We start from the raw sequence: 19,101 nt of genomic DNA, 5'->3' as shown, positions 1-19,101 counted from the left end.
CCGCCGGGGCCGGGAGGGACCCGGGGCGTGCGGCCCCGCCCCACCCGGCCCCGTCCCCACCCGGCCCCGCCCCGCCTGGCCCAGGCCCCGGATCGGGAGTTGTCCACAGCCCCGCCCGCACTGTCGGTGTTCTTCGCTACGGTCGAGGCATGTCCAACGAGGGTCAGCCGCACCGTCCCGCCGTCGTCGAGGGGGTGCTTGAGAGGATCACGTACGCCAACGAGGAGACGGGGTACACGGTCGCCCGGGTCGACACCGGCCGGGGCGCCGGGGACCTGCTCACCGTCGTCGGCGCGCTGCTCGGCGCCCAGCCGGGGGAGTCGCTGCGGATGGAGGGGCGCTGGGGGTCCCATCCGCAGTACGGGCGGCAGTTCGTCGTCGACAACTACACGACCGTGCTGCCCGCCACCATCCAGGGCATCCGGCGCTATCTCGGCTCCGGGCTCGTCAAGGGCATCGGCCCCGTCTTCGCCGACCGCATCACGCAGCACTTCGGGCTCGACACCCTCGACATCCTCGACGAGGCGCCCGCCCGCCTGATCGAGGTCCCGGGGCTCGGCCCCAAGCGGACCAAGAACATCACGGCCGCGTGGGAGGAGCAGAAGGCGATCAAGGAGGTCATGGTCTTCCTCCAGGAGGTCGGCGTCTCGACCTCCATCGCCGTGCGGATCTACAAGCAGTACGGGGACGCCTCGATCTCCGTCGTGAAGAACCAGCCCTACCGGCTCGCCTCCGACGTCTGGGGCATCGGCTTCCTCACCGCCGACCGGATCGCCCAGGCCGTCGGCATCCCGCACGACAGCCCCGACCGGGTGAAGGCCGGGCTCCAGTACGCGCTCTCCCAGTCCGCCGACCAGGGGCACTGCTTCCTCCCCGAGGAGCGGCTGATCGCCGACGCCGTGAAGCTCCTCCAGGTGGACACCGGGCTCGTCATCGAGTGCCTCGCCGAACTGGCCCAGGACCCCGAGGGGGTCGTGCGGGAGACGGTCCCGGGGCCGGAGGGGCAGCCGGTCACCGCCGTCTACCTGATCCCCTTCCACCGGGCGGAGCTCTCCCTCGCCGGGCAGCTCCGCCGCCTCCTGCGCACGCCCGAGGACCGCATGCCCGCCTTCCGCGACGTGCCCTGGGACAGGGCGCTGGCGTGGCTCGCGGAGCGTACGGGGGCGACCCTGGCGCCCGAGCAGGAGCAGGCGGTACGGCTCGCGCTGACGGAGAAGGTCGCGGTCCTCACCGGCGGGCCCGGCTGCGGCAAGTCCTTCACCGTCCGGTCCGTCGTGGAGCTGGCCCGGGCCAAGAAGGCCAAGGTGGTGCTCGCGGCGCCCACCGGCCGCGCCGCCAAGCGGCTCGCCGAGCTGACCGGCGCCGAGGCCTCCACCGTGCACCGGCTGCTCGAACTGAAGCCGGGCGGGGACGCGGCGTACGACCGGGACCGGCCGCTCGACGCCGACCTCGTCGTGGTCGACGAGGCGTCCATGCTCGACCTGCTGCTCGCGAACAAGCTGGTCAAGGCGGTCGCCCCGGGCGCCCACCTGCTCCTCGTGGGGGACGTGGACCAGCTGCCCTCGGTCGGCGCCGGCGAGGTCCTGGGCGATCTCCTGGCCCCCGGCAGCCCCGTCCCCGCCGTCCGGCTGACCCGGATCTTCCGCCAGGCGCAGCAGTCCGGCGTCGTGACCAACGCGCACCGGATCAACGCGGGCACCCCGCCCAGGACCGAGGGCCTGCCGGACTTCTTCCTCTTCGCGGAGGAGGAGACGGAGGACGCCGCCCGGGTCGCCGTCGAGGTCGCGGCCCGGCGCATTCCGGCCAGATTCGGCCTCGATCCGCGCCGGGACGTGCAGGTCCTGGCCCCGATGCACCGCGGCCCGGCCGGCGCGGGCGCGCTGAACGGGCTGCTCCAGCAGGCGATCACCCCCGCCCGCCCGGACCTCCCGGAGAAGCGGTTCGGCGGCCGGGTCTTCCGCGTCGGGGACAAGGTCACCCAGATCCGGAACAACTACGAGAAGGGGGCGAACGGGGTCTTCAACGGCACGGTCGGCGTGGTGACGGCGCTTGACCTCGTGGAGCAGCGCCTGACCGTCCGGACGGACGAGGACGAGGAGGTGCCGTACGGCTTCGACGAGCTGGACGAGCTGTCCCACGCGTACGCGGTCACCATCCACCGTTCGCAGGGCAGTGAGTATCCGGCGGTGGTGATCCCGGTCACCATGAGTGCGTGGATGATGCTCCAGCGCAACCTGCTCTACACGGCCGTGACCCGGGCGCGGAAGCTCGTCGTCCTGGTCGGTTCGCGGCGCGCGATCGCCCAGGCGGTCCGTACGGTCTCGGCGGGCCGGCGCTTTACCGCACTGGCCCACCGGCTGACAGAGGGCGCCCTCGTGTGAAAGATCACGAGGGGGTACCGGAACCGGGGCGAAGGGGGCAGGATGAGCAGGTTGGCGGCACTGAGTGCCGCCGATTGGCCCAATGGCGACCCCGAGTGCACTCTCCTGAGCCAAGTGAGGGATGGTAGAGACAGTCAGGGCACCTCGAAGAAGAGGCACTACGTCGGTGAGGGATGACGTGAGCGACAACTCTGTAGTACTGCGGTACGCGGACGGTGAATACACCTACCCGGTGGTCGAGAGCACCGTCGGCGACAAGGGCTTCGACATCGGAAAGCTGCGAGCCCAGACCGGTCTGGTCACCCTGGACAGCGGATACGGCAACACCGCCGCCTACAAATCCGCCATCACCTACCTCGATGGTGAGCAGGGCATCCTGCGGTACCGCGGTTACCCCATCGAGCAGCTGGCCGAGCAGTCCACCTTCCTGGAGGTGGCCTACCTGCTGATCAACGGCGAGCTGCCGAAGGCGGACGAGCTCGCCGTCTTCCAGAACGAGATCACCCAGCACACGCTGGTCCACGAGGACGTCAAGAACTTCTTCCGCGGCTTCCCGCGGGACGCCCACCCGATGGCGATGCTGTCCTCGGTGGTCTCCGCGCTGTCCACCTTCTACCAGGACAGCCACAACCCGTTCGACGAGCGGCAGCGCCACCTGTCGACGATCCGGCTGCTCGCGAAGCTGCCGACGATCGCGGCGTACGCGTACAAGAAGTCGGTCGGCCACCCGTTCGTCTACCCGCGCAACGACCTCGGCTACGTCGAGAACTTCCTGCGGATGACGTTCTCGGTGCCGGCCCAGGACTACGAGCTCGACCCGGTCGTTGTCTCGGCCCTTGACAAGCTGCTGATCCTGCACGCGGACCACGAGCAGAACTGCTCGACCTCGACCGTGCGTCTGGTCGGCTCCTCGCAGGCGAACATGTTCGCCTCGATCTCGGCCGGCATCTCGGCGCTCTGGGGCCCCCTGCACGGCGGCGCCAACCAGTCGGTCCTGGAGATGCTGGAGGGCATCCAGGCCAACGGCGGCGATGTCGACTCCTTCATCCGCAAGGTGAAGAACAAGGAGGACGGCGTCCGCCTGATGGGCTTCGGCCACCGGGTGTACAAGTCCTTCGACCCGCGCGCCAAGATCATCAAGGCGGCGGCGCACGACGTCCTCTCGGCCCTCGGCAAGTCCGACGAGCTCCTGGACATCGCGCTCAAGCTGGAGGAGCACGCGCTCTCCGACGAGTACTTCGTCTCGCGCAACCTCTACCCGAACGTGGACTTCTACACGGGCCTCATCTACCGCGCGATGGGCTTCCCGACCGAGATGTTCACCGTGCTCTTCGCCCTCGGCCGCCTTCCGGGCTGGATCGCCCAGTGGCACGAGATGATCAAGGAGCCGGGTTCCCGCATCGGCCGCCCGCGCCAGATCTACACCGGCGAGGTCCTCCGCGACTTCGTCCCGGTCGACGAGCGCTGAGCCGGTCTCGTAAGAGCCTCGGAGGTTCCGCGAGAGCCTCGAAACAGAAGCGCCCCGCTCTCCGATCCCCCCACGGGTCGGCGAGCGGGGCGCTTCCCATATCCCCGGTGCGGATTCCCCCCACGGGATCCGGGCCGGGCGTCTGGCGCGCGGTCTGCCGGGGTACGTACGGGAGGGCCGCTCAAAGCTCCCCGGTGCACGTGCCCCGGCCGCGCTTGCCTGTCGGGACGTCCCCCAAGACCTCCCGGCGAACGTCCCCCAAGACGTTCTGGCATCGCCCACTTAGACTCGCGAACAGCCCAGATGGTTACCCCCCAATATCTGTGATCTAGGTCTCTTTGTGAAGGACTTGTGCGTCACGTGTAGGTGAAATCAACGGAACCGCCGCAGCCGCAGGCTGTTCGTCACCACGAACACGGACGAGAAAGCCATGGTCAGGCCCGCGATCATCGGGTTGAGCAGACCGGCCGCGGCCAGCGGCAGCGCGGCGACGTTGTAGCCGAAGGCCCACGCCAGATTGCCCTTGATCGTCGCCAGGGTCCGCCGGGAGAGCCGGATCGCGTCGGCGGCGGCCCGCAGGTCGCCCCGGACGAGGGTGAGGTCGCCCGCCTCGATCGCCGCGTCCGTGCCGGTGCCCATCGCCAGGCCCAGGTCGGCGGTGGCGAGGGCGGCGGCGTCGTTCACGCCGTCGCCGACCATCGCGACCGTACGGCCCTCGGCCCGGAGCCGCCGGACCACGCCCGCCTTCTCCTCCGGCAGCACCTCGGCGATCACCTCGTCGATGCCGACCTCGGCCGCCACCGCCTCCGCGACGGCCCGCCGGTCGCCGGTGAGCAGCACGGGCCGCAGCCCGAGGGCGCGGAGCCGGGCGACGGCCTCGGCGCTGGTGTCCTTGACGGCGTCGGCGACGGCGAGGGAGCCGCGGAAGACGCCGTCCCAGGCGACCAGTACGGCCCCGGCCTCCGCGTCCGCCGGCACCGCCACGTCCTCGGCGGCGAGCAGCGCGGCCCGGCCGACGAGGACGAGATGCCCGTCGACGGAGCCGCGCACGCCGAGGCCGGGCACGTTCTCGAAGCCTTTGGGGACGGGCAGCTCGCCGACCGCGATCCCGAGGCGCTCGGCGGCGCCGGTGGCGACGGCCCGGGCGACCGGGTGCTCGGAGGAGTGCTCCAGGGCGCCGGCGAGCCGCAGGAGGTCGGTCTCGTCCGTACCGGCGGCGGTGTGGACCTTCAGGAGGGTCATCCGGCCGGTGGTGACCGTGCCGGTCTTGTCCAGGACGACGGTGTCGACCCGGCGGGTGGACTCCAGGACCTCGGGGCCCTTGATCAGGATGCCGAGCTGGGCGCCCCGGCCGGTGCCGACGAGCAGCGCGGTCGGGGTCGCGAGGCCGAGCGCGCAGGGGCAGGCGATGATCAGGACGGCGACGGCGGCGGTGAACGCGGCGGTCGCGCCCGCGCCGGTGCCGAGCCAGAAGCCGAGGGTGCCGAGTGCGAGCGCGATGACGATCGGGACGAAGACGGCCGAGACCCGGTCGGCGAGCCGCTGCACCTCGGCCTTGCCGCTCTGGGCCTCCTCGACGAGCTTCGCCATCCGGGCGAGCAGGGTGTCGGCGCCGACCCGCTCGGCCCGCACGACGAGCCGGCCGGAGACGTTGAGGCAGCCGCCGGTGACGGCGGTGCCCGGGGTGACGTCCACGGGCAGGGACTCGCCGGTGAGCATCGAGGTGTCGACGGCGGAGGCGCCCTCGGTGGCGGTGCCGTCGGTGGCGATCTTCTCCCCGGGGCGTACGACGAAGAGCTCGCCGGTCCGCAGCGCGGCCACCGGCACCCGTACCTCCACCCCTCCTCGCAGGACGGCCACGTCCTTCGCGCCGAGCTCCATCAGGGCGCGGAGGGCGGCGCCGGCCTTCCGCTTGGCGCGGGCCTCCAGGTAGCGGCCGAGGAGGATGAAGACGGTGACGCCGGCGGCGACCTCCAGGTAGATCGCGGAGGTGCCGTCGGCGCGGTCCACAGCGAGGTCGAAGCCGTGGCGCGCCCCGGGCGCGCCGGCGTCGCCGAGGAAGAGGGCCCACAGGGACCAGCCGTAGGCGGCGAGGGTGCCGACCGAGACGAGGGTGTCCATGGTGGCGGCGCCGTGCCGGAGGTTGGTCCAGGCGGCCCGGTGGAAGGGGAGGCCGCCCCAGACGACGACGGGGGAGGCGAGGGCGAGCGAGAGCCACTGCCAGTGGTCGAACTGGAGCGAGGGGACCATGGCGAGCAGGACCACGGGGGCGGCGAGGACGGCGGTGGCGGTGAGGCGCCGGCGCAGGGAGCCGAGCTCGGCGTCTTCCGGGTCCTCGTCGGGGGCCTCGGGCGCGGGCGGGGCGGGTTCCTCGGCGGTGTAGCCGGTCTTCACCACGGTGGCGATGAGCTCGTCGACGCCGACCCCGGGAGCGTGCTCGACGCGGGCCTTCTCGGTGGCGTAGTTGACGGTCGCGGTGACGCCGTCCATCCGGTTGAGCTTCTTCTCGACGCGGGCCGCGCAGGAGGCGCAGGTCATTCCGCCGATGGTCAGCTCGGTGACGGTGACGTCGGCGAGGGTGCCGTCGGGGGCGGTGCTGGTCATGGGCGGTTCCAGAAAGGGGAGCAGGGCCGTACCGGCAACGGTACGGCCCTGCGGCGGTGTCCCGGGGCGTGGGTCAGACCAGCTCGTAGCCCGCCTCGTCGACGGCGGCGGCGACGGCCTCGCGGTCGAGCGGGGCGGCGGAGACCACGGTGACCTCGCCGGTCTTGGCGACGGCGGTGACCGAGGAGACGCCGGGGAGGGCGGAGATCTCGCCGGAGACGGCACCCTCGCAGTGGCCGCAGGTCATGCCCTTGACCTGGTAGACGGTGGTGGTGGCGGTCTGCGTGTCGGCGGCCATGGCGGTCTCCTCATTCGGTTCGGAGTCGTACACGGACGATGCTATACCCCTAGGGGGTATGAATTCCAGTCGTGTCCGGCGTGCGTCGCACCAGCGACCGCAGCCACGCCAGCCCCACCAGGGTCACAAGCATCAGCCCGCCCACCGAGAAGAAGGTGAAGAGGTGCTCCTGCTCGGAGGTGGGCTCCGGGATGTACCCCTGGGCGAAGAGCGAACGGTCGAGGTCGGTCGTGGTCAGCCGGAGCACCAGCCAGAGCGCGATCCCGTGCATCGAGTCCCACAGGGCGTGCAGCGCCGCCACCCCCAGATAGGCGCCGACGACCGGCCCGGCGAGGCGGAAGCGGCCGTCGGGACGGCGGAAGGAGAAGAGCACCGCGCCCGCGATCGCCGTCCACAGGCCGTGGCCGAAGGGGGCGAGCAGCCCGCGGAGGATCTCCGTCTCCAGGAGGGAGCGCAGGTCGATGCCGTCCAGGGTGACCGCCGCGTTGAAGGCGTACCCCGCGCTCTCGAAGGCGGCGAAGCCGAACCCGACCGTCCCGCCGAGCACCAGGCCGGCGCGCGGGCCGCGCAGGTACGGCCGGTGGCGGACGACGAACATCAGGGCGGCGAGCTTCACCGCCTCCTCGATCAGCCCCACCCCGAGGAACATCCACAGGGAGGGATGGAGCAGGTAGTACTCCATGACCGAGGCGCCGAGGACGCCCAGGACGCCGCCGGTGACGAAGCAGCCGAGGATCACCGGGAGGCCGAGGTCGCGGCCGTGCCGCTCGTACGCCCACAGTACGAAGACACCCGGCACCAGGAAGCTGCCCAGCAGGATCAGGGTGGGCAGCAGGGTGGTGTTGGCGGTGGCGTACGTGACCACCGCGGTCAGCGCCCACAGGGCCAGACCGCCCCCCAGGCAGCGCTTCCAGAGGCCGGGGCGCGGCCCGGCGGGCTCGGGAGGAGCCGGGGGCGGGGGTGGGGGAGCGGACCGGTACTCGTACATCCGTGGGCCTCCAAGTCCCTTCGCCGACGGGCCGTCTGACCGGAGCTTATGGTAGATACCCGATATGTCGCATTCGGGGATCACGCTCGTCCTGATCATGGCGATCGCCGTCCTGGCGCCGCTCCTCGCCTACGGGGTGGGGCGCCGCGTCCCCGTGCCGCTCGCCGTCTTCGAGATCGTCCTCGGCATCGTCATCGGCCCCGACGTCCTCGACTGGGCCCGGCCGGACGAGCTGATCGACGGCCTCTCCGAGCTCGGCCTCGCCATGCTGATCTTCCTGGCGGGGTACGAGATCGAGTTCGGCAAGGTCCGCGGCGACACCCTCAGGCGCGCGGTGTGGGCCTGGCTGGCCGCGCTCGCCCTCGGCCTCGCCGCCGGCATCCTCCTCGGCGGCGGTTACTCCACCGGCGTCTTCGTCGGCGTCGCCCTCACCAGCACCGCCCTCGGCACCGTCCTGCCCGTGTTGCGGGACTCCGGCGGGCTGCACGGCCGCTTCGGAACGGTCGTCATGGCCTTCGGCTCGGTCGGCGAGTTCGGGCCGATCATCGCCATGGCGCTGTTGCTCAGCGGGCGCACCGCCGCCGAGTCCACCGTGCTGCTCGCGGTCTTCGCCGCGCTCACCGCGGCCGCCGTCCGCTGGGCGCTCCGGCCGCGCCCGCCGTGGTTCTCCGCCGTCGTCGCCAGGACGCTGCACACCAGCGGCCAGTTCGCGGTCCGCTTCGTCTTCCTGCTGCTCGCGCTGATGCTGGGGGCCGCGACGGCGCTCGGCCTCGACGTGCTCCTCGGAGCCTTCGCCGCCGGGCTCATCACCCGGCTCGTGCTCACCGGGGCGGCGCCCGAGGCGGGACCGGAGATCCTGGGGAAGGTCGAGGGCGTCGGCTTCGGCTTCCTCGTGCCGGTCTTCTTCGTCGTCACCGGCGTCGAGTTCGACCTGGACTCGCTGCTCTCCGGAGGCCGGGCGCTGCTGCTCCTGCCGGTCTTCCTGCTGCTCTTCCTGGTGGTGCGCGGCGGGCCGATGTGGTTCCTCGCGCCGCGCGACCTCGACCGGAAGGACCGGGGCGCGCTGGTGCTGTACGGCTCCACCGCGCTCCCGCTGGTCGTCGCCATCACCACCATCGGCCTCGACGACGAGGCGCTGTCGGCGGGCGAGGCGGCGGCGCTCGTGGGTGCCGGGATGATCTCCGTCCTGGTCTTCCCGCTGCTCGCGCTGCGGATGCGGGCGGGGCGGGAGGAGGCGTCGGCGGAGGGGTCGGTCAGCGGGGCGTCGGAGCCGTGGTGATGCTGCCTTCTCCCTCGAAGACCGGCTCCAGGTAGCGGAACAGGACCTTCTTCAGCTCGGCGACGGCGGCGTCCCGGACGGGGCCCTCGGGAGCGGCGATGATCAGCGCGAGACCGCCCTTGAAGACGGCGAAGGTCATGTCCGAGATCCGGTCGAGATCCTCGTCGGGCAGGGCGGGGACGGCCCGTGCGCCGATGAGTTCGCGGACCTGGGTGAGCAGCGAGGTGTGCAGTTCGTCGTGCTCCTCGGCGATCCGGCCGGGCACGTCGGAGCCGTGCATCAGGGCGAGGAAGGCCGGATTGAGGCAGTTGAACTCGATCATCGGGTCGAGCACCGCGTCGATCAGCTCCGGCAGCGGCAGCGTCATGTTCCGCGGGGTGAAGACCTGTCCGTGCCGCTCGCGCATCTGGTGGATGAGGCGGCCGCCGAGCTCGATGGCGATCGCTTCCTTGTTCGGGAAGTACTGGTAGAGCGTGCCGGGCGAGACCTTGGCCTCGCGGGCGATCGCGTTGGTGCTGGAGGCCGTGTAGCCGTTGGCGCAGAAGACGGCCGCGGCGGCCTGGAGCAGCTGGGCGATGCGGCGTTCGCCGCGCGCCTGGCGGCGCGGCTTGGGGTCCTCGGACATGTCTGTCCCCAGCCTCCTCGGATACGCGTTGACAAATGCGAGAGGTCACTCGCATTCTTGAGGAACGCGAGCGATCACTCGTGTTTGCCAGTCTATGGCAATGGGCGGCCCCCGCGACCTGCCGGGAAGCGAGAGCGGGGGCCACGCTGAAGGGGACACCGCGTCATGTCCGAAGTCAAGGAAGCGACCTCCGCGCGGGGCGAAAGCCCGGGTGGGGGCCTTGGTGCGAGTCCGGGCGGGGGCCCGGGCGGAGGCAGGGGATGGACGCGGTTCGTGACCGCCCGGCCCCGGCTCACCCTCCTCGTCGCCCTCGTCCTCACCGCCCTCGCGGTCCTCGCCGGCGGCGGCGTCGCCGACCGGATGGGCAGCGGCGGCTGGGAGGACCCGGCCGCCGAGTCCACCTACGCCACGAAGGCGCTGGAGCGGGAGTTCCCCGGCTCCCAGCCCAACCTGCTGCTCCTCGTCGACGCGGGGAAGGCCGGCGTCGACGACCCCGCCGTGGCCGCGGAGGCCCGCCGGCTCACCGAGCGGCTCACCGCCGAGCCCGGCGTCGAGGGCGTCGGTTCCTACTGGACCACCGGCTCGCCCGCCCTCCGCTCCGAGGACGGCACCAAGGCCGTCGTCGCCGCCCGGATCGCCGGCGAGGAGAAGGCGGCCGGCGAGATCCTCGACCGGATCGCACCGGAGTACCAAAGCGTGCACGGCCCCGTCGAGGTCACCCTCGGCGGCGGCCTCGCCGTCCGGCACGAGATGGAGGCCCTCATCCAGGAGGACCTGCTGCGGGCCGAACTGATCGCCCTGCCCGTCACCCTGGTCCTGCTCGTCATGGTCTTCGGCAGCGCCGTCGCCGCCCTCCTGCCGCTCGGCATCGGCATCGTCGCCATCCTCGGCACCAACGCGGTGCTGCGCGGCATCACCGAGTTCACCGACGTCTCCGTCTTCGCGCAGAACCTCACCACCGCGCTCGGCCTCGGCCTCGCCATCGACTACGCGCTCTTCGTCGTACGCCGCTACCGTGAGGAACTGGCCGCCGGAGCCGAACCGGGCGCCGCCGTCCGCACCACCCTGCGCACCGCCGGACGGACCGTGCTCTTCTCCGCCCTCACCGTCGCCGTCTCGCTCGCCGCCATGCTCGTCTTCCCGCAGTACTTCCTGCGGTCCTTCGCCTACGCGGGCATCGCCGTCGTCCTGCTCGCCGCGGCCGCCGCCCTCACCCTGCTGCCGGCCGCCCTCGTGCTCCTCGGTCACCGGGTCGACGCCCTCGACCTCCGCCGCCTCCTCCGCCGGACCCGCACCCCGGAGAAGGACGCCACCGGCGCCGGCTGGGCGCGGGCGGCCGGGCTCGTGATGCGCCGGGCGCCGGTCTTCGCCGTCCTCACCACCGCCGGACTCGTCCTGCTCGGACTGCCCTTCCTCGGCGTCACCTTCGGCACCGCCGACGACCGGCAGCTGCCCGCCACCGCCACCTCCCGGATCGTCCAGGAGGAGCTGCGCTCCGACTTCCCCGGCGACCCCGGCGGCAGCCTCACCGTCCTCGCCCAGGGCCCCGCCACCCCCGCCGAGTACGGCGCCTACCGGGAGCGGATCGCCGCCCTCGACGGCGTCGCCCGGGTCGAAGGACCCGTCGTCTCCGGCACCGGCGCGGACGCCCACGCCTACTACAGCGTCGTCCCCGAAGGACTCGCCGTCGGCAGCGGAGCCCAGGACGTGGTCGGCGAACTGCGCGCAGCCGACGCCCCGTTCACCACCTCCGTCACCGGCCAGGCCGCCGTCCTCGTCGACTCCAAGGACGCCATCGCCGAGCGGCTGCCCTGGGCCGTGGGCATCATCGTCCTCGTCACCCTGCTGCTGGTCTTCCTGCTCACCGGCAGCGTCCTCATCCCCCTCCAGGCCGTCGTCCTCAACGCCCTCAGCCTCACCGCCATGTTCGGCGCCGTCGTCTGGGTCTTCCAGGACGGACACCTCTCCGGCCTCCTCGGCTTCACCGCCACCGGCGACATCGAGACCACCCTGCCGGTCCTCATGTTCTGCGTGGCCTTCGGCCTCTCCATGGACTACGGCGTCTTCCTGCTCTCCCGGATCAAGGAGGAGTACGACACCACCGGCGACCACGAGGGCGCCGTCCGCTTCGGGCTCGCCCGCACCGGCGGACTCATCACCGCCGCCGCGGTCATCCTCGCCGTCGTCATGGTCGCCATCGGCACCTCCCGGGTCACCAACACCAAGATGCTCGGCCTCGGCGTCGCCCTCGCCGTCCTCATGGACGCCATGGTGGTCCGCAGCCTCCTCGTCCCCGCGGTCATGAAACTGACCGGCCGCCTCACCTGGTGGGCCCCGGCGCCGCTGCGCCGCTTCCACGACCGCTTCGGCATCAGCGAGTCCGAACCGCCCGCCGCCCCCGGCCCAGTCTCCGCGTCCGCGTCCGGAGGCGCGGAGGAGATACGCGAGCCCGTCGGCACCCGGGGCTGAGACGCGCCGCGGCGCCGCCCCCGGAACTCCACCGGAGGACGCCACCGCACGGGCGGGACGGACGGATCAGTCGCGGCGGGCCCGGTTGCCGGGACGGCTCGCGACCCAGGCGCGGATGGTCTCCGCGTACCAGAAGGGCTTGCCCGACTCGACGTGGTCGGGCGGCGGGAGAAGCCCGTGCTTCCGGTAGGAGCGGACCGTGTCCGGCTGCACCCGGATGTGCGCCGCGATGTCCTTGTACGACCAGAGGGTTCTGTCCGTCATCGTTGCCTGTACCTCCCTCACGCCCCGTGCCACGCAGCGGTGGCTGGGGATGCCGTTCGGGGGCGCTGCGGGCGGTGGCGTCGGTGATCACTGAGCCTGTGCCCGGAGAACGGCCCGTCCCGACGGCCGGGGAGCGGCTGTCGAACTCCTGTGACGCGGAGCCCGCGTAACCGCGACATGTGTGACAGGAGCGCGAAGGGCGTGACAGAAGTGACGAACGGTCACAACGGCGCGCCCGCGTGCGCCGGGCCCTCCGCCCCGCTACAGGCCGCAGGAACGGAGGTAGCCGCGGGTGCGCAGGGCGATCGGATAGGGGGCGTCCGGCTCGCACGGGTACATGTCCTGCTCCACGATCGCGAAGAGCTCCGCGTCCAGTGCCGCCGCGGCCGCGAGGACCGGCTCCAGGGCCGGCACCCCGGCCGGAGGCTCGCACATCACGCCCCGCGCCACCGCGGGACCGAACGGCAGGCCCTCGGCCCGCACCACCGCGAGCACCGCGGGATCCACCTGCTTCAGATGGAGGTAGCCGATGCGTTCCCCGTAGGTCTCGATCAGCTTGACGCTGTCCCCGCCCGCGTACGCGTAGTGCCCGGTGTCCAGGCAGAGCGCCACCGCCTCCGGATCGGTGGCGTCAAGGAAACGGGTGACGCTCTCCTCGTCGTCGATGTGGGTGTCGGCGTGCGGATGGACCACGATCCGCAGCCCGTACCGCTCCCGCACCTCCCGCCCGAGGCGCTCGGTCAGCGTCGTCAGGTGCCGCCACTGCTCCGGCGACAGCACCCGGTCCTCCAGCACCTCGCCGGTCCTGTCGTCCCGCCAGAAGGAGGGGATCACCACCAGGTGGCGGGCGCCCATCGCCTCGGCCAGGGCCGCGTTCTCCGCGACGTGCGCCCAGGTCCGCTCCCACACGGCGGGCCCGTGGTGCAGGCCGGTGAAGACCGTGCCCGCCGACACCCGAAGGCCGCGCCGGGCGGTCTCCTCGGCGAGCAGCGCCGGATCGGTGGGCAGATAGCCGTACGGGCCGAGCTCGATCCACTCGTAGCCGGCCCCCGCCACCTCGTCGAGGAACCGCTGCCATGGCACCTGCCGGGGATCGTCCGGGAACCACACCCCCCAGGAGTCCGGGGCGGAACCGATCCGGATGCGGGCGGGCGACGGCGACGGCGGCTTCGTCATGCCAGCCACCTTGACCGCGCCCCGGAGCAGCGTCAAGACGCCCACCGGCCCCGCACCGCCCGTTCCCGCCCCCGTCAGCTCCTCGCCGCGTCCCTGTCCGGTCCTCGTCCAGCCCCCGTCCGGTACTCGTCCGAATGTCCGGACATGTCGTTGACACGCCTCCCGGCGGACGGCTAGACCTGGGAACGGGCGCCGGAGTCGAGAGGTGGCACGGGTGGAGTCGGAGCCGTACGACCTGATCACCATGGGGCGGCTCGGCGTCGACCTCTACCCCCTCCAGAGCGGGGTCGGACTCGACCGGGTCGAGACCTTCCGGCGCTTCCTCGGCGGCTCCCCGGCCAACGTGGCCGTCGCCGCCGCCCGCCTCGGCCGCCGCACCGCCCTCGTCAGCCGCACCGGCGCCGACCCCTTCGGCGCGTACCTCCGCCGCGAGCTGAAGGAGTTCGAGGTCGACGCCCGCTGGGTCACCGAGGTCCCCGACCTCCCCACCCCCGTCACCTTCTGCGCCCTCTTCCCGCCCGACGACTTCCCCCTCACCTTCTACCGCCGCCCCAAGGCCCCCGACCTGGAGATCCACCCGCACGAACTGGACCTCGACGCGGTCCGCGCCGCCCGCGTCCTGTGGACCACCGGCACCGGCCTCAGCGAGGAACCCAGCCGCACCTCCACCCTCACCGCCCTCCGGGCCCGCGCCGGCCGCCCCCACACCGTCCTCGACCTGGACTGGCGCCCCGCCTTCTGGCCCGACCCCGCCACCGCACGCCCCCACTACACCGAGGCCCTGCGGCACGCCACCGTCGCCGTCGGCAACGCCGAGGAGTGCGAGGTCGCCACCGGCGAACGCGACCCCGAGGCCGCTGCCCGCGCCCTCCTCGACCTCCTCGCCACCGAGACCCCCGGCGACCCCGACAACCCAGGAGATCCCGCCGCCGTCCCGCTCGCCGTCGTCAAACGCGGGCCCGAGGGCGTCCTCGCCCTCGCCGCCGACGGGCGCCGCGCCGCCGTCCCGCCGCTGCCGGTCGACGTCGTCAACGGCCTCGGCGCCGGGGACGCCTTCGGCGGCGCCCTCGTCCACGGCCTCCTCGCCGGCCTCCCGCTGGAGGACGTCCTGCGCCGCGCGAACGCCGCCGGATCCATCGTCGCCGGCCGCCTCGGCTGCGCCCCCGCCATGCCGGACCCGGCCGAGATCGACCGGGCCCTCGCCACCGGTTCCGGCACCCTCCCGCCGAAGGACCCCCGCACGTGACCACCCCCGTGCCTCCCCCCGCCTCCCGCCTCCACCTCCCCGCCGGGACCGCCGCCCGGGGCCCGTACACCCTGGACATCGACCCCGGCACCGCCGGATGGAGCCGCTCCGCGCTCCGCGTCCTCGACCTGCCGCCTGGCGCGGAGCACAGCTTCGACAGCGCGGATGCCGAATGGGTGGTGCTTCCCCTCGCCGGGGCCTGTAGCGTGCGCGTGGACGGGGAGCTCTTCGAACTCGGGGGCCGCACAAGCGCGTTCTCCTCCGTGACCGACTTCGTCTACGTACCGCGCGACGCCCACGCCCAGATCTCCTCCGGCGCGGGAGGCCGCTTCGCTTTGGCAGGAGCGAACTGCGAGCGACGACTCCCCGCCCGCTACGGCCCCGCGCCGGAGGTCCCCGTCGAGCACCGCGGCAGCGGCGACCGCGCCCGCCTCGTACGGAACTTCGCCTCCGCCGACGCCTTCCCCTGCGACCGGCTGATCGCCGTCGAGGTGATCACCCCCGGCGGCCACTGGTCCTCCTACCCGCCGCACAAGCACGACGAGCACCGCCCCGGCACCGAATCCGTCCTGGAGGAGATCTACTACTACGAGATCCAGAACCCGCGCGGCTACGCCTACCAGCGGATCTCGCCCTCGCGGCCCGGCGGCGCCGACCTCCTCGCCGAGGTCCGGCACGGCGACGCCGTCCTCGTACCCGACGGCTGGCACGGCCCCTCGATCGCCCAGCCCGGCCACGACCTCTACTACCTCAACGTCATGGCGGGCCCCGGCCCCGAACGGGAGTGGCGGATCAGCTTCCACCCCGACCACACGGAGGGATACAAGTGAAGCGCTGCACCGTCGCCCAGGCACTGGTCCGCTTCCTCGCCGCCCAGTACACCGAACGCGACGGCGTCCGGCACCGGCTCGTCGCCGCCACCTGGGGCATCTTCGGCCACGGCAACGTCGCCGGGCTCGGCCAGGCACTGGTCGAAGAGGACGGCATGCCCTTCCACCAGGGCCGCAACGAACAGGCCATGGTCCACGCCGCCGTCGGCCACGCCCGCAGGACCGGCCGGCTCTCCGCCCACGCCGTCACCACCTCCATCGGCCCCGGCGCCACCAACCTCGTCACCGGCGCCGCCCTCGCCACCATCAACCACCTCCCGGTGCTGCTGCTCCCCGGCGACACCTTCGCCACCCGCCCCGCCGACCCCGTCCTCCAGCAGCTCCAGCTCCCCCACGCGGGTGACGTCTCCGTCAACGACTGCCTGCGGCCCGTCTCCCGCTACTTCGACCGCGTCGGCCGCCCCGAGGCCCTGATCCCCGCCGCCCTCGAAGCGATGCGGGTCCTCTCCGACCCGGTGGACACCGGCGCCGTCACCCTCGCCCTCCCGCAGGACGTCCAGGCGGAGGCGTACGACTGGCCGGAGCGTTTCTTCGCCGAACGGGTCTGGCGGATCCGCCGCCCGGCACCGGACAGGGACGAGCTCGACGCGGCGGCGGAGGCTATCGGCCGCGCCGCCCGCCCGCTGATCGTCGCCGGCGGGGGCGTCAAGCACAGCGGGGCCGAGGAGGCCCTCGCCTCCCTCGCCTCGCTGACCGGCATCCCGGTCGCCTCCACCCAGGCCGGCAAGGGAGCCCTGCCGCACGACCACCCCCAGGACCTGGGCGGCATCGGCCACACTGGTACCGCCGCCGCCGACCACCTGGCCCGCACCGCCGACCTGGTGATCGGCGTCGGCACCCGCTGGACCGACTTCACCACCGCGTCCTCGACCCTCTTCGCCCACCCCGACACGCGGTTCGTCAACCTCAACATCGCCGCCTTCGACTCCCACAAGATGGCGGCGCTCCCGCTGGTCGCCGACGCCCGCGAGGGCCTGGAACAGCTCCACGCGCGCCTCGGCCCGCACCGCGTCCCCGCCCCCTACGTCCGCGAGTACACCGAGGAGAAGCTCCGTTGGGAGGCCCGCGTCGGCGCCGCCTACGCCGCCCCCGACGAGACCGCCCGCCCCACCCAGGTCCAGGTCCTCGGCGTACTCGACACCCTGGTCGACCACACCGACATCCTGATCAACGCCGCCGGCTCGCTCCCCGGCGACCTCCACAAGCTGTGGCGGAGCCGTTCCCGCGACCAGTACCACGTCGAGTACGGCTACTCCTGCATGGGCTACGAGATCCCGGCGGCGGTCGGCGTCCTCCTCGCCGACCCCGGCCGGCCCGTCTGGGCGCTCGTCGGGGACGGGACGTACCTGATGAATCCCACCGAGATCGTCACCGCCGTGCAGGAGCGGCTGCCGCTCAAGCTGGTCATCCTCCAGAACCACGGGTACGCCTCCATCGGCGGCCTCTCCGAGGCGGTGGGCGGCGAGCGGTACGGCACCGACTACCGCTTCCGGGCCGGCGACGGAAGCTTCACCGGCCCCCCGCTCCCCGTCGACCTCGGCGCCAACGCGGCCTCCCTCGGGATGCGGGTGCTGCGCCCCCGTACCGTCCGTGACCTGCGGGAAGCCCTCGCGGACGCCCGGGCCGCCACGGATCCCACATGTGTCTACGTCGAGACCGAAACGGCAGACAGTGTGTCGGGCGCGCCCCCGGCGCAGGCGTGGTGGGATGTGCCCGTGGCCGAGACCTCGACCCGCCCGTCGGCGGTCAAGGCCCGCGAGGAGTACGACCGGCACGCCACCGCCCGGCGGCGCCATCTCTGAAGGCTCTGCAAGGCTCTGTAAGGAGTAACCCGTCATGACGAAGAGCGTCCACCACTGGATCGGTGGCAAGACCGTCGAGGGCACGTCGGGCAACTGGGGCCCGGTCACCGACCCGGCCACCGGTGCCGTCACCACTCAGGTCGCCCTCGCCTCGGTGGAGGAGGTCGACGCGGCCGTCGCCGCCGCGAAGGACGCCTTCGCCACCTGGGGCACCTCCTCGCTGGCCCAGCGCACCACGATCCTCTTCAAGTTCCGCGCCCTGCTCGACGCCAACCGCGACGCGATCGCCGAGCTGATCGTCGCCGAACACGGCAAGGTCCACTCCGACGCGCTCGGCGAGGTCGCCCGCGGCCTGGAGATCGTCGACCTGGCCTGTGGCATCACCACCCAGCTCAAGGGCGAGCTGTCCACCCAGGTCTCGAACCGGGTCGACGTGGCCGCCATCCGCCAGCCGGTCGGCGTCGTCGCCGGCATCACGCCCTTCAACTTCCCGGCCATGGTCCCGATGTGGATGTTCCCGATCGCCATCGCGACCGGCAACACCTTCATCCTCAAGCCGAGCGAGAAGGATCCCTCGCCCTCCCTCAAGATCGCCGAGCTGCTCGCCGAGGCGGGCCTGCCGGACGGCGTCTTCAACGTCGTCCACGGCGACAAGGTGGCCGTCGACCGCCTCCTGGAGCACCCGGACGTCGCCGCGATCTCCTTCGTGGGCTCCACCCCCATCGCCCGCCACATCCACACCACGGCCTCCGCCAACGGCAAGCGCGTCCAGGCACTCGGCGGCGCCAAGAACCACATGCTGGTCCTCCCGGACGCCGACCTCGACGCCGCCGCCGACGCCGCCGTCTCTGCCGCGTACGGCTCCGCCGGCGAGCGCTGCATGGCGATCTCCGCGGTCGTCGCGGTCGGCTCCATCGGCGACGAACTGGTCGAGAAGATCCGCGAGCGCGCCGAGAAGATCAAGATCGGCCCCGGCACCGACCCGACCTCCGAGATGGGCCCGCTCATCACCGCCGTCCACCGCGACAAGGTCGCCTCCTACGTGCACGGCGCTGCGGCCGAGGGCTGCCAGGTCGTCCTGGACGGCACCGGCTACACGGTGGAGGGCCACGAGAACGGCCACTGGATCGGCCTCTCCCTCCTCGACCACGTCCCCACCACCGCCAAGGCGTACCAGGACGAGATCTTCGGCCCGGTGCTCTGCGTGCTGCGCGCCGAGACGTACGAGGAGGGCCTCGCCCTCATCAACGCCTCGCCGTTCGGCAACGGCACCGCGATCTTCACCCGCGACGGCGGCGCCGCCCGCCGCTTCCAGCTGGAGGTCGAGGCCGGCATGGTCGGCGTGAACGTGCCGATCCCGGTGCCGGTGGGCTACCACTCCTTCGGCGGCTGGAAGGACTCGCTCTTCGGCGACCACCACATCTACGGCAACGACGGCGTGCACTTCTACACCCGCGGCAAGGTCGTCACCACCCGCTGGCCGGACCCGGCCGACGCCCCGACGGGCGTGGACCTGGGCTTCCCGCGCAACCACTGACCGCACGAAGCAGAAACCCTCGGCCGACCGTCACCGGCCGGGGGTTTCGGCTTGCTCCGGCCTCCTGGAAGGGC

The 19,101-nt window shown here is 72.5% G+C and carries 14 protein-coding genes; 8 read left to right on the top strand and 6 right to left on the bottom strand.

What is annotated here, in order from left to right; all coding sequences use genetic code 11:
• Positions 1-149: 149 nt before the first annotated feature.
• Positions 150-2,381: an ATP-dependent RecD-like DNA helicase gene (locus QK442_RS24740; RefSeq protein WP_282696249.1), complete on the top strand. Its 2,232-nt coding sequence runs from the start codon at positions 150-152 to the stop codon at positions 2,379-2,381.
• A gap of 178 nt (positions 2,382-2,559) precedes the next feature.
• Complete coding sequence (locus tag QK442_RS24735) at positions 2,560-3,849, top strand: citrate synthase (protein WP_282696248.1); 1,290 nt, start codon at positions 2,560-2,562, stop codon at positions 3,847-3,849.
• Between the two features lie 372 nt (positions 3,850-4,221).
• Here the strand turns inward: QK442_RS24735 and QK442_RS24730 are convergent, their stop codons facing one another.
• From QK442_RS24730 to QK442_RS24720, 3 genes are all read right to left on the bottom strand, one after another.
• Positions 4,222-6,453 carry a heavy metal translocating P-type ATPase gene (locus QK442_RS24730; RefSeq protein WP_282696247.1) on the bottom strand — a complete coding sequence of 744 codons (2,232 nt, stop codon included), beginning with the start codon at positions 6,451-6,453 and terminating at the stop codon, positions 4,222-4,224.
• 73 nt (positions 6,454-6,526) lie between these two features.
• Positions 6,527-6,751, bottom strand: coding sequence for a cation transporter (locus tag QK442_RS24725; RefSeq protein WP_282696246.1), 225 nt, complete (start codon positions 6,749-6,751; stop codon positions 6,527-6,529).
• A gap of 49 nt (positions 6,752-6,800) precedes the next feature.
• Positions 6,801-7,739, bottom strand: a complete 939-nt coding sequence (locus QK442_RS24720; RefSeq protein WP_282696245.1) for a PrsW family intramembrane metalloprotease — start codon at positions 7,737-7,739, stop codon at positions 6,801-6,803.
• Between the two features lie 64 nt (positions 7,740-7,803).
• Here QK442_RS24720 and QK442_RS24715 point away from each other — a divergent pair, with 64 nt between their 5' ends.
• On the top strand, positions 7,804-9,018 hold the full coding sequence (locus tag QK442_RS24715; protein ID WP_282696244.1) for a cation:proton antiporter: 1,215 nt from the start codon (positions 7,804-7,806) through the stop codon (positions 9,016-9,018).
• Here the strand turns inward: QK442_RS24715 and QK442_RS24710 are convergent.
• Positions 8,993-9,643: a TetR/AcrR family transcriptional regulator gene (locus tag QK442_RS24710; protein WP_282696243.1), complete on the bottom strand. Its 651-nt coding sequence runs from the start codon at positions 9,641-9,643 to the stop codon at positions 8,993-8,995. The genes QK442_RS24715 and QK442_RS24710 overlap by 26 nt on opposite strands.
• Positions 9,644-9,808: 165 nt before the next feature.
• Between QK442_RS24710 and QK442_RS24705 the strand changes: the two genes are divergently transcribed.
• Positions 9,809-12,112, top strand: a complete 2,304-nt coding sequence (locus QK442_RS24705; protein WP_282696242.1) for an MMPL family transporter — start codon at positions 9,809-9,811, stop codon at positions 12,110-12,112.
• Between the two features lie 66 nt (positions 12,113-12,178).
• Here QK442_RS24705 and QK442_RS24700 read toward each other — a convergent pair whose 3' ends face one another.
• Positions 12,179-12,376: a MerR family transcriptional regulator gene (locus QK442_RS24700; protein WP_282696241.1), complete on the bottom strand. Its 198-nt coding sequence runs from the start codon at positions 12,374-12,376 to the stop codon at positions 12,179-12,181.
• A gap of 261 nt (positions 12,377-12,637) precedes the next feature.
• Positions 12,638-13,552, bottom strand: coding sequence for a sugar phosphate isomerase/epimerase (locus QK442_RS24695; RefSeq protein WP_282696240.1), 915 nt, complete (start codon positions 13,550-13,552; stop codon positions 12,638-12,640).
• A 244-nt stretch (positions 13,553-13,796) separates the two neighbouring features.
• On the opposite strand from QK442_RS24695, the gene iolC reads away from it, so the two are divergent.
• Genes iolC through mmsA form a run of 4 tightly spaced genes read left to right on the top strand, consistent with a single transcriptional unit; the run spans position 13,797 to position 19,027 of the window.
• On the top strand, positions 13,797-14,798 hold the full coding sequence (gene iolC, locus QK442_RS24690; RefSeq protein ID WP_282696309.1) for a 5-dehydro-2-deoxygluconokinase: 1,002 nt from the start codon (positions 13,797-13,799) through the stop codon (positions 14,796-14,798).
• A complete protein-coding gene (gene iolB, locus QK442_RS24685) occupies positions 14,795-15,628 on the top strand; it encodes a 5-deoxy-glucuronate isomerase (RefSeq protein ID WP_282696239.1) in 834 nt (277 codons plus the stop codon). The genes iolC and iolB overlap by 4 nt, the downstream gene beginning before the upstream one ends.
• Positions 15,625-17,490, top strand: a complete 1,866-nt coding sequence (iolD, locus tag QK442_RS24680) for a 3D-(3,5/4)-trihydroxycyclohexane-1,2-dione acylhydrolase (decyclizing) (RefSeq protein ID WP_282696238.1) — start codon at positions 15,625-15,627, stop codon at positions 17,488-17,490. The genes iolB and iolD overlap by 4 nt, the downstream gene beginning before the upstream one ends.
• A gap of 34 nt (positions 17,491-17,524) precedes the next feature.
• Positions 17,525-19,027: a CoA-acylating methylmalonate-semialdehyde dehydrogenase gene (gene mmsA, locus QK442_RS24675; protein WP_282696237.1), complete on the top strand. Its 1,503-nt coding sequence runs from the start codon at positions 17,525-17,527 to the stop codon at positions 19,025-19,027.
• Positions 19,028-19,101: the final 74 nt, after the last annotated feature.

The sequence above is a fragment of the Streptomyces sp. CC208A genome, assembly GCF_030010625.1.
Lineage (GTDB): Bacteria > Actinomycetota > Actinomycetes > Streptomycetales > Streptomycetaceae > Streptomyces.
Note: the sequence above shows the minus strand (reverse complement) of the source record. Positions and strands in the feature narration are given on the sequence as shown.

Coding starts and splice junctions, on each gene's coding strand:
- QK442_RS24710 (WP_282696243.1), bottom strand. CDS start 9,643: ATGTCCGAGGACCCCAAGCCGCGCCGCCAGGCGCGCGGCGAACGCCGC.
- QK442_RS24700 (WP_282696241.1), bottom strand. CDS start 12,376: ATGACGGACAGAACCCTCTGGTCGTACAAGGACATCGCGGCGCACATC.
- mmsA (WP_282696237.1), top strand. CDS start 17,525: ATGACGAAGAGCGTCCACCACTGGATCGGTGGCAAGACCGTCGAGGGC.
- QK442_RS24720 (WP_282696245.1), bottom strand. CDS start 7,739: ATGTACGAGTACCGGTCCGCTCCCCCACCCCCGCCCCCGGCTCCTCCC.
- QK442_RS24705 (WP_282696242.1), top strand. CDS start 9,809: ATGTCCGAAGTCAAGGAAGCGACCTCCGCGCGGGGCGAAAGCCCGGGT.
- QK442_RS24695 (WP_282696240.1), bottom strand. CDS start 13,552: ATGACGAAGCCGCCGTCGCCGTCGCCCGCCCGCATCCGGATCGGTTCC.
- iolC (WP_282696309.1), top strand. CDS start 13,797: ATGGGGCGGCTCGGCGTCGACCTCTACCCCCTCCAGAGCGGGGTCGGA.
- QK442_RS24715 (WP_282696244.1), top strand. CDS start 7,804: ATGTCGCATTCGGGGATCACGCTCGTCCTGATCATGGCGATCGCCGTC.
- QK442_RS24730 (WP_282696247.1), bottom strand. CDS start 6,453: ATGACCAGCACCGCCCCCGACGGCACCCTCGCCGACGTCACCGTCACC.
- QK442_RS24740 (WP_282696249.1), top strand. CDS start 150: ATGTCCAACGAGGGTCAGCCGCACCGTCCCGCCGTCGTCGAGGGGGTG.
- QK442_RS24725 (WP_282696246.1), bottom strand. CDS start 6,751: ATGGCCGCCGACACGCAGACCGCCACCACCACCGTCTACCAGGTCAAG.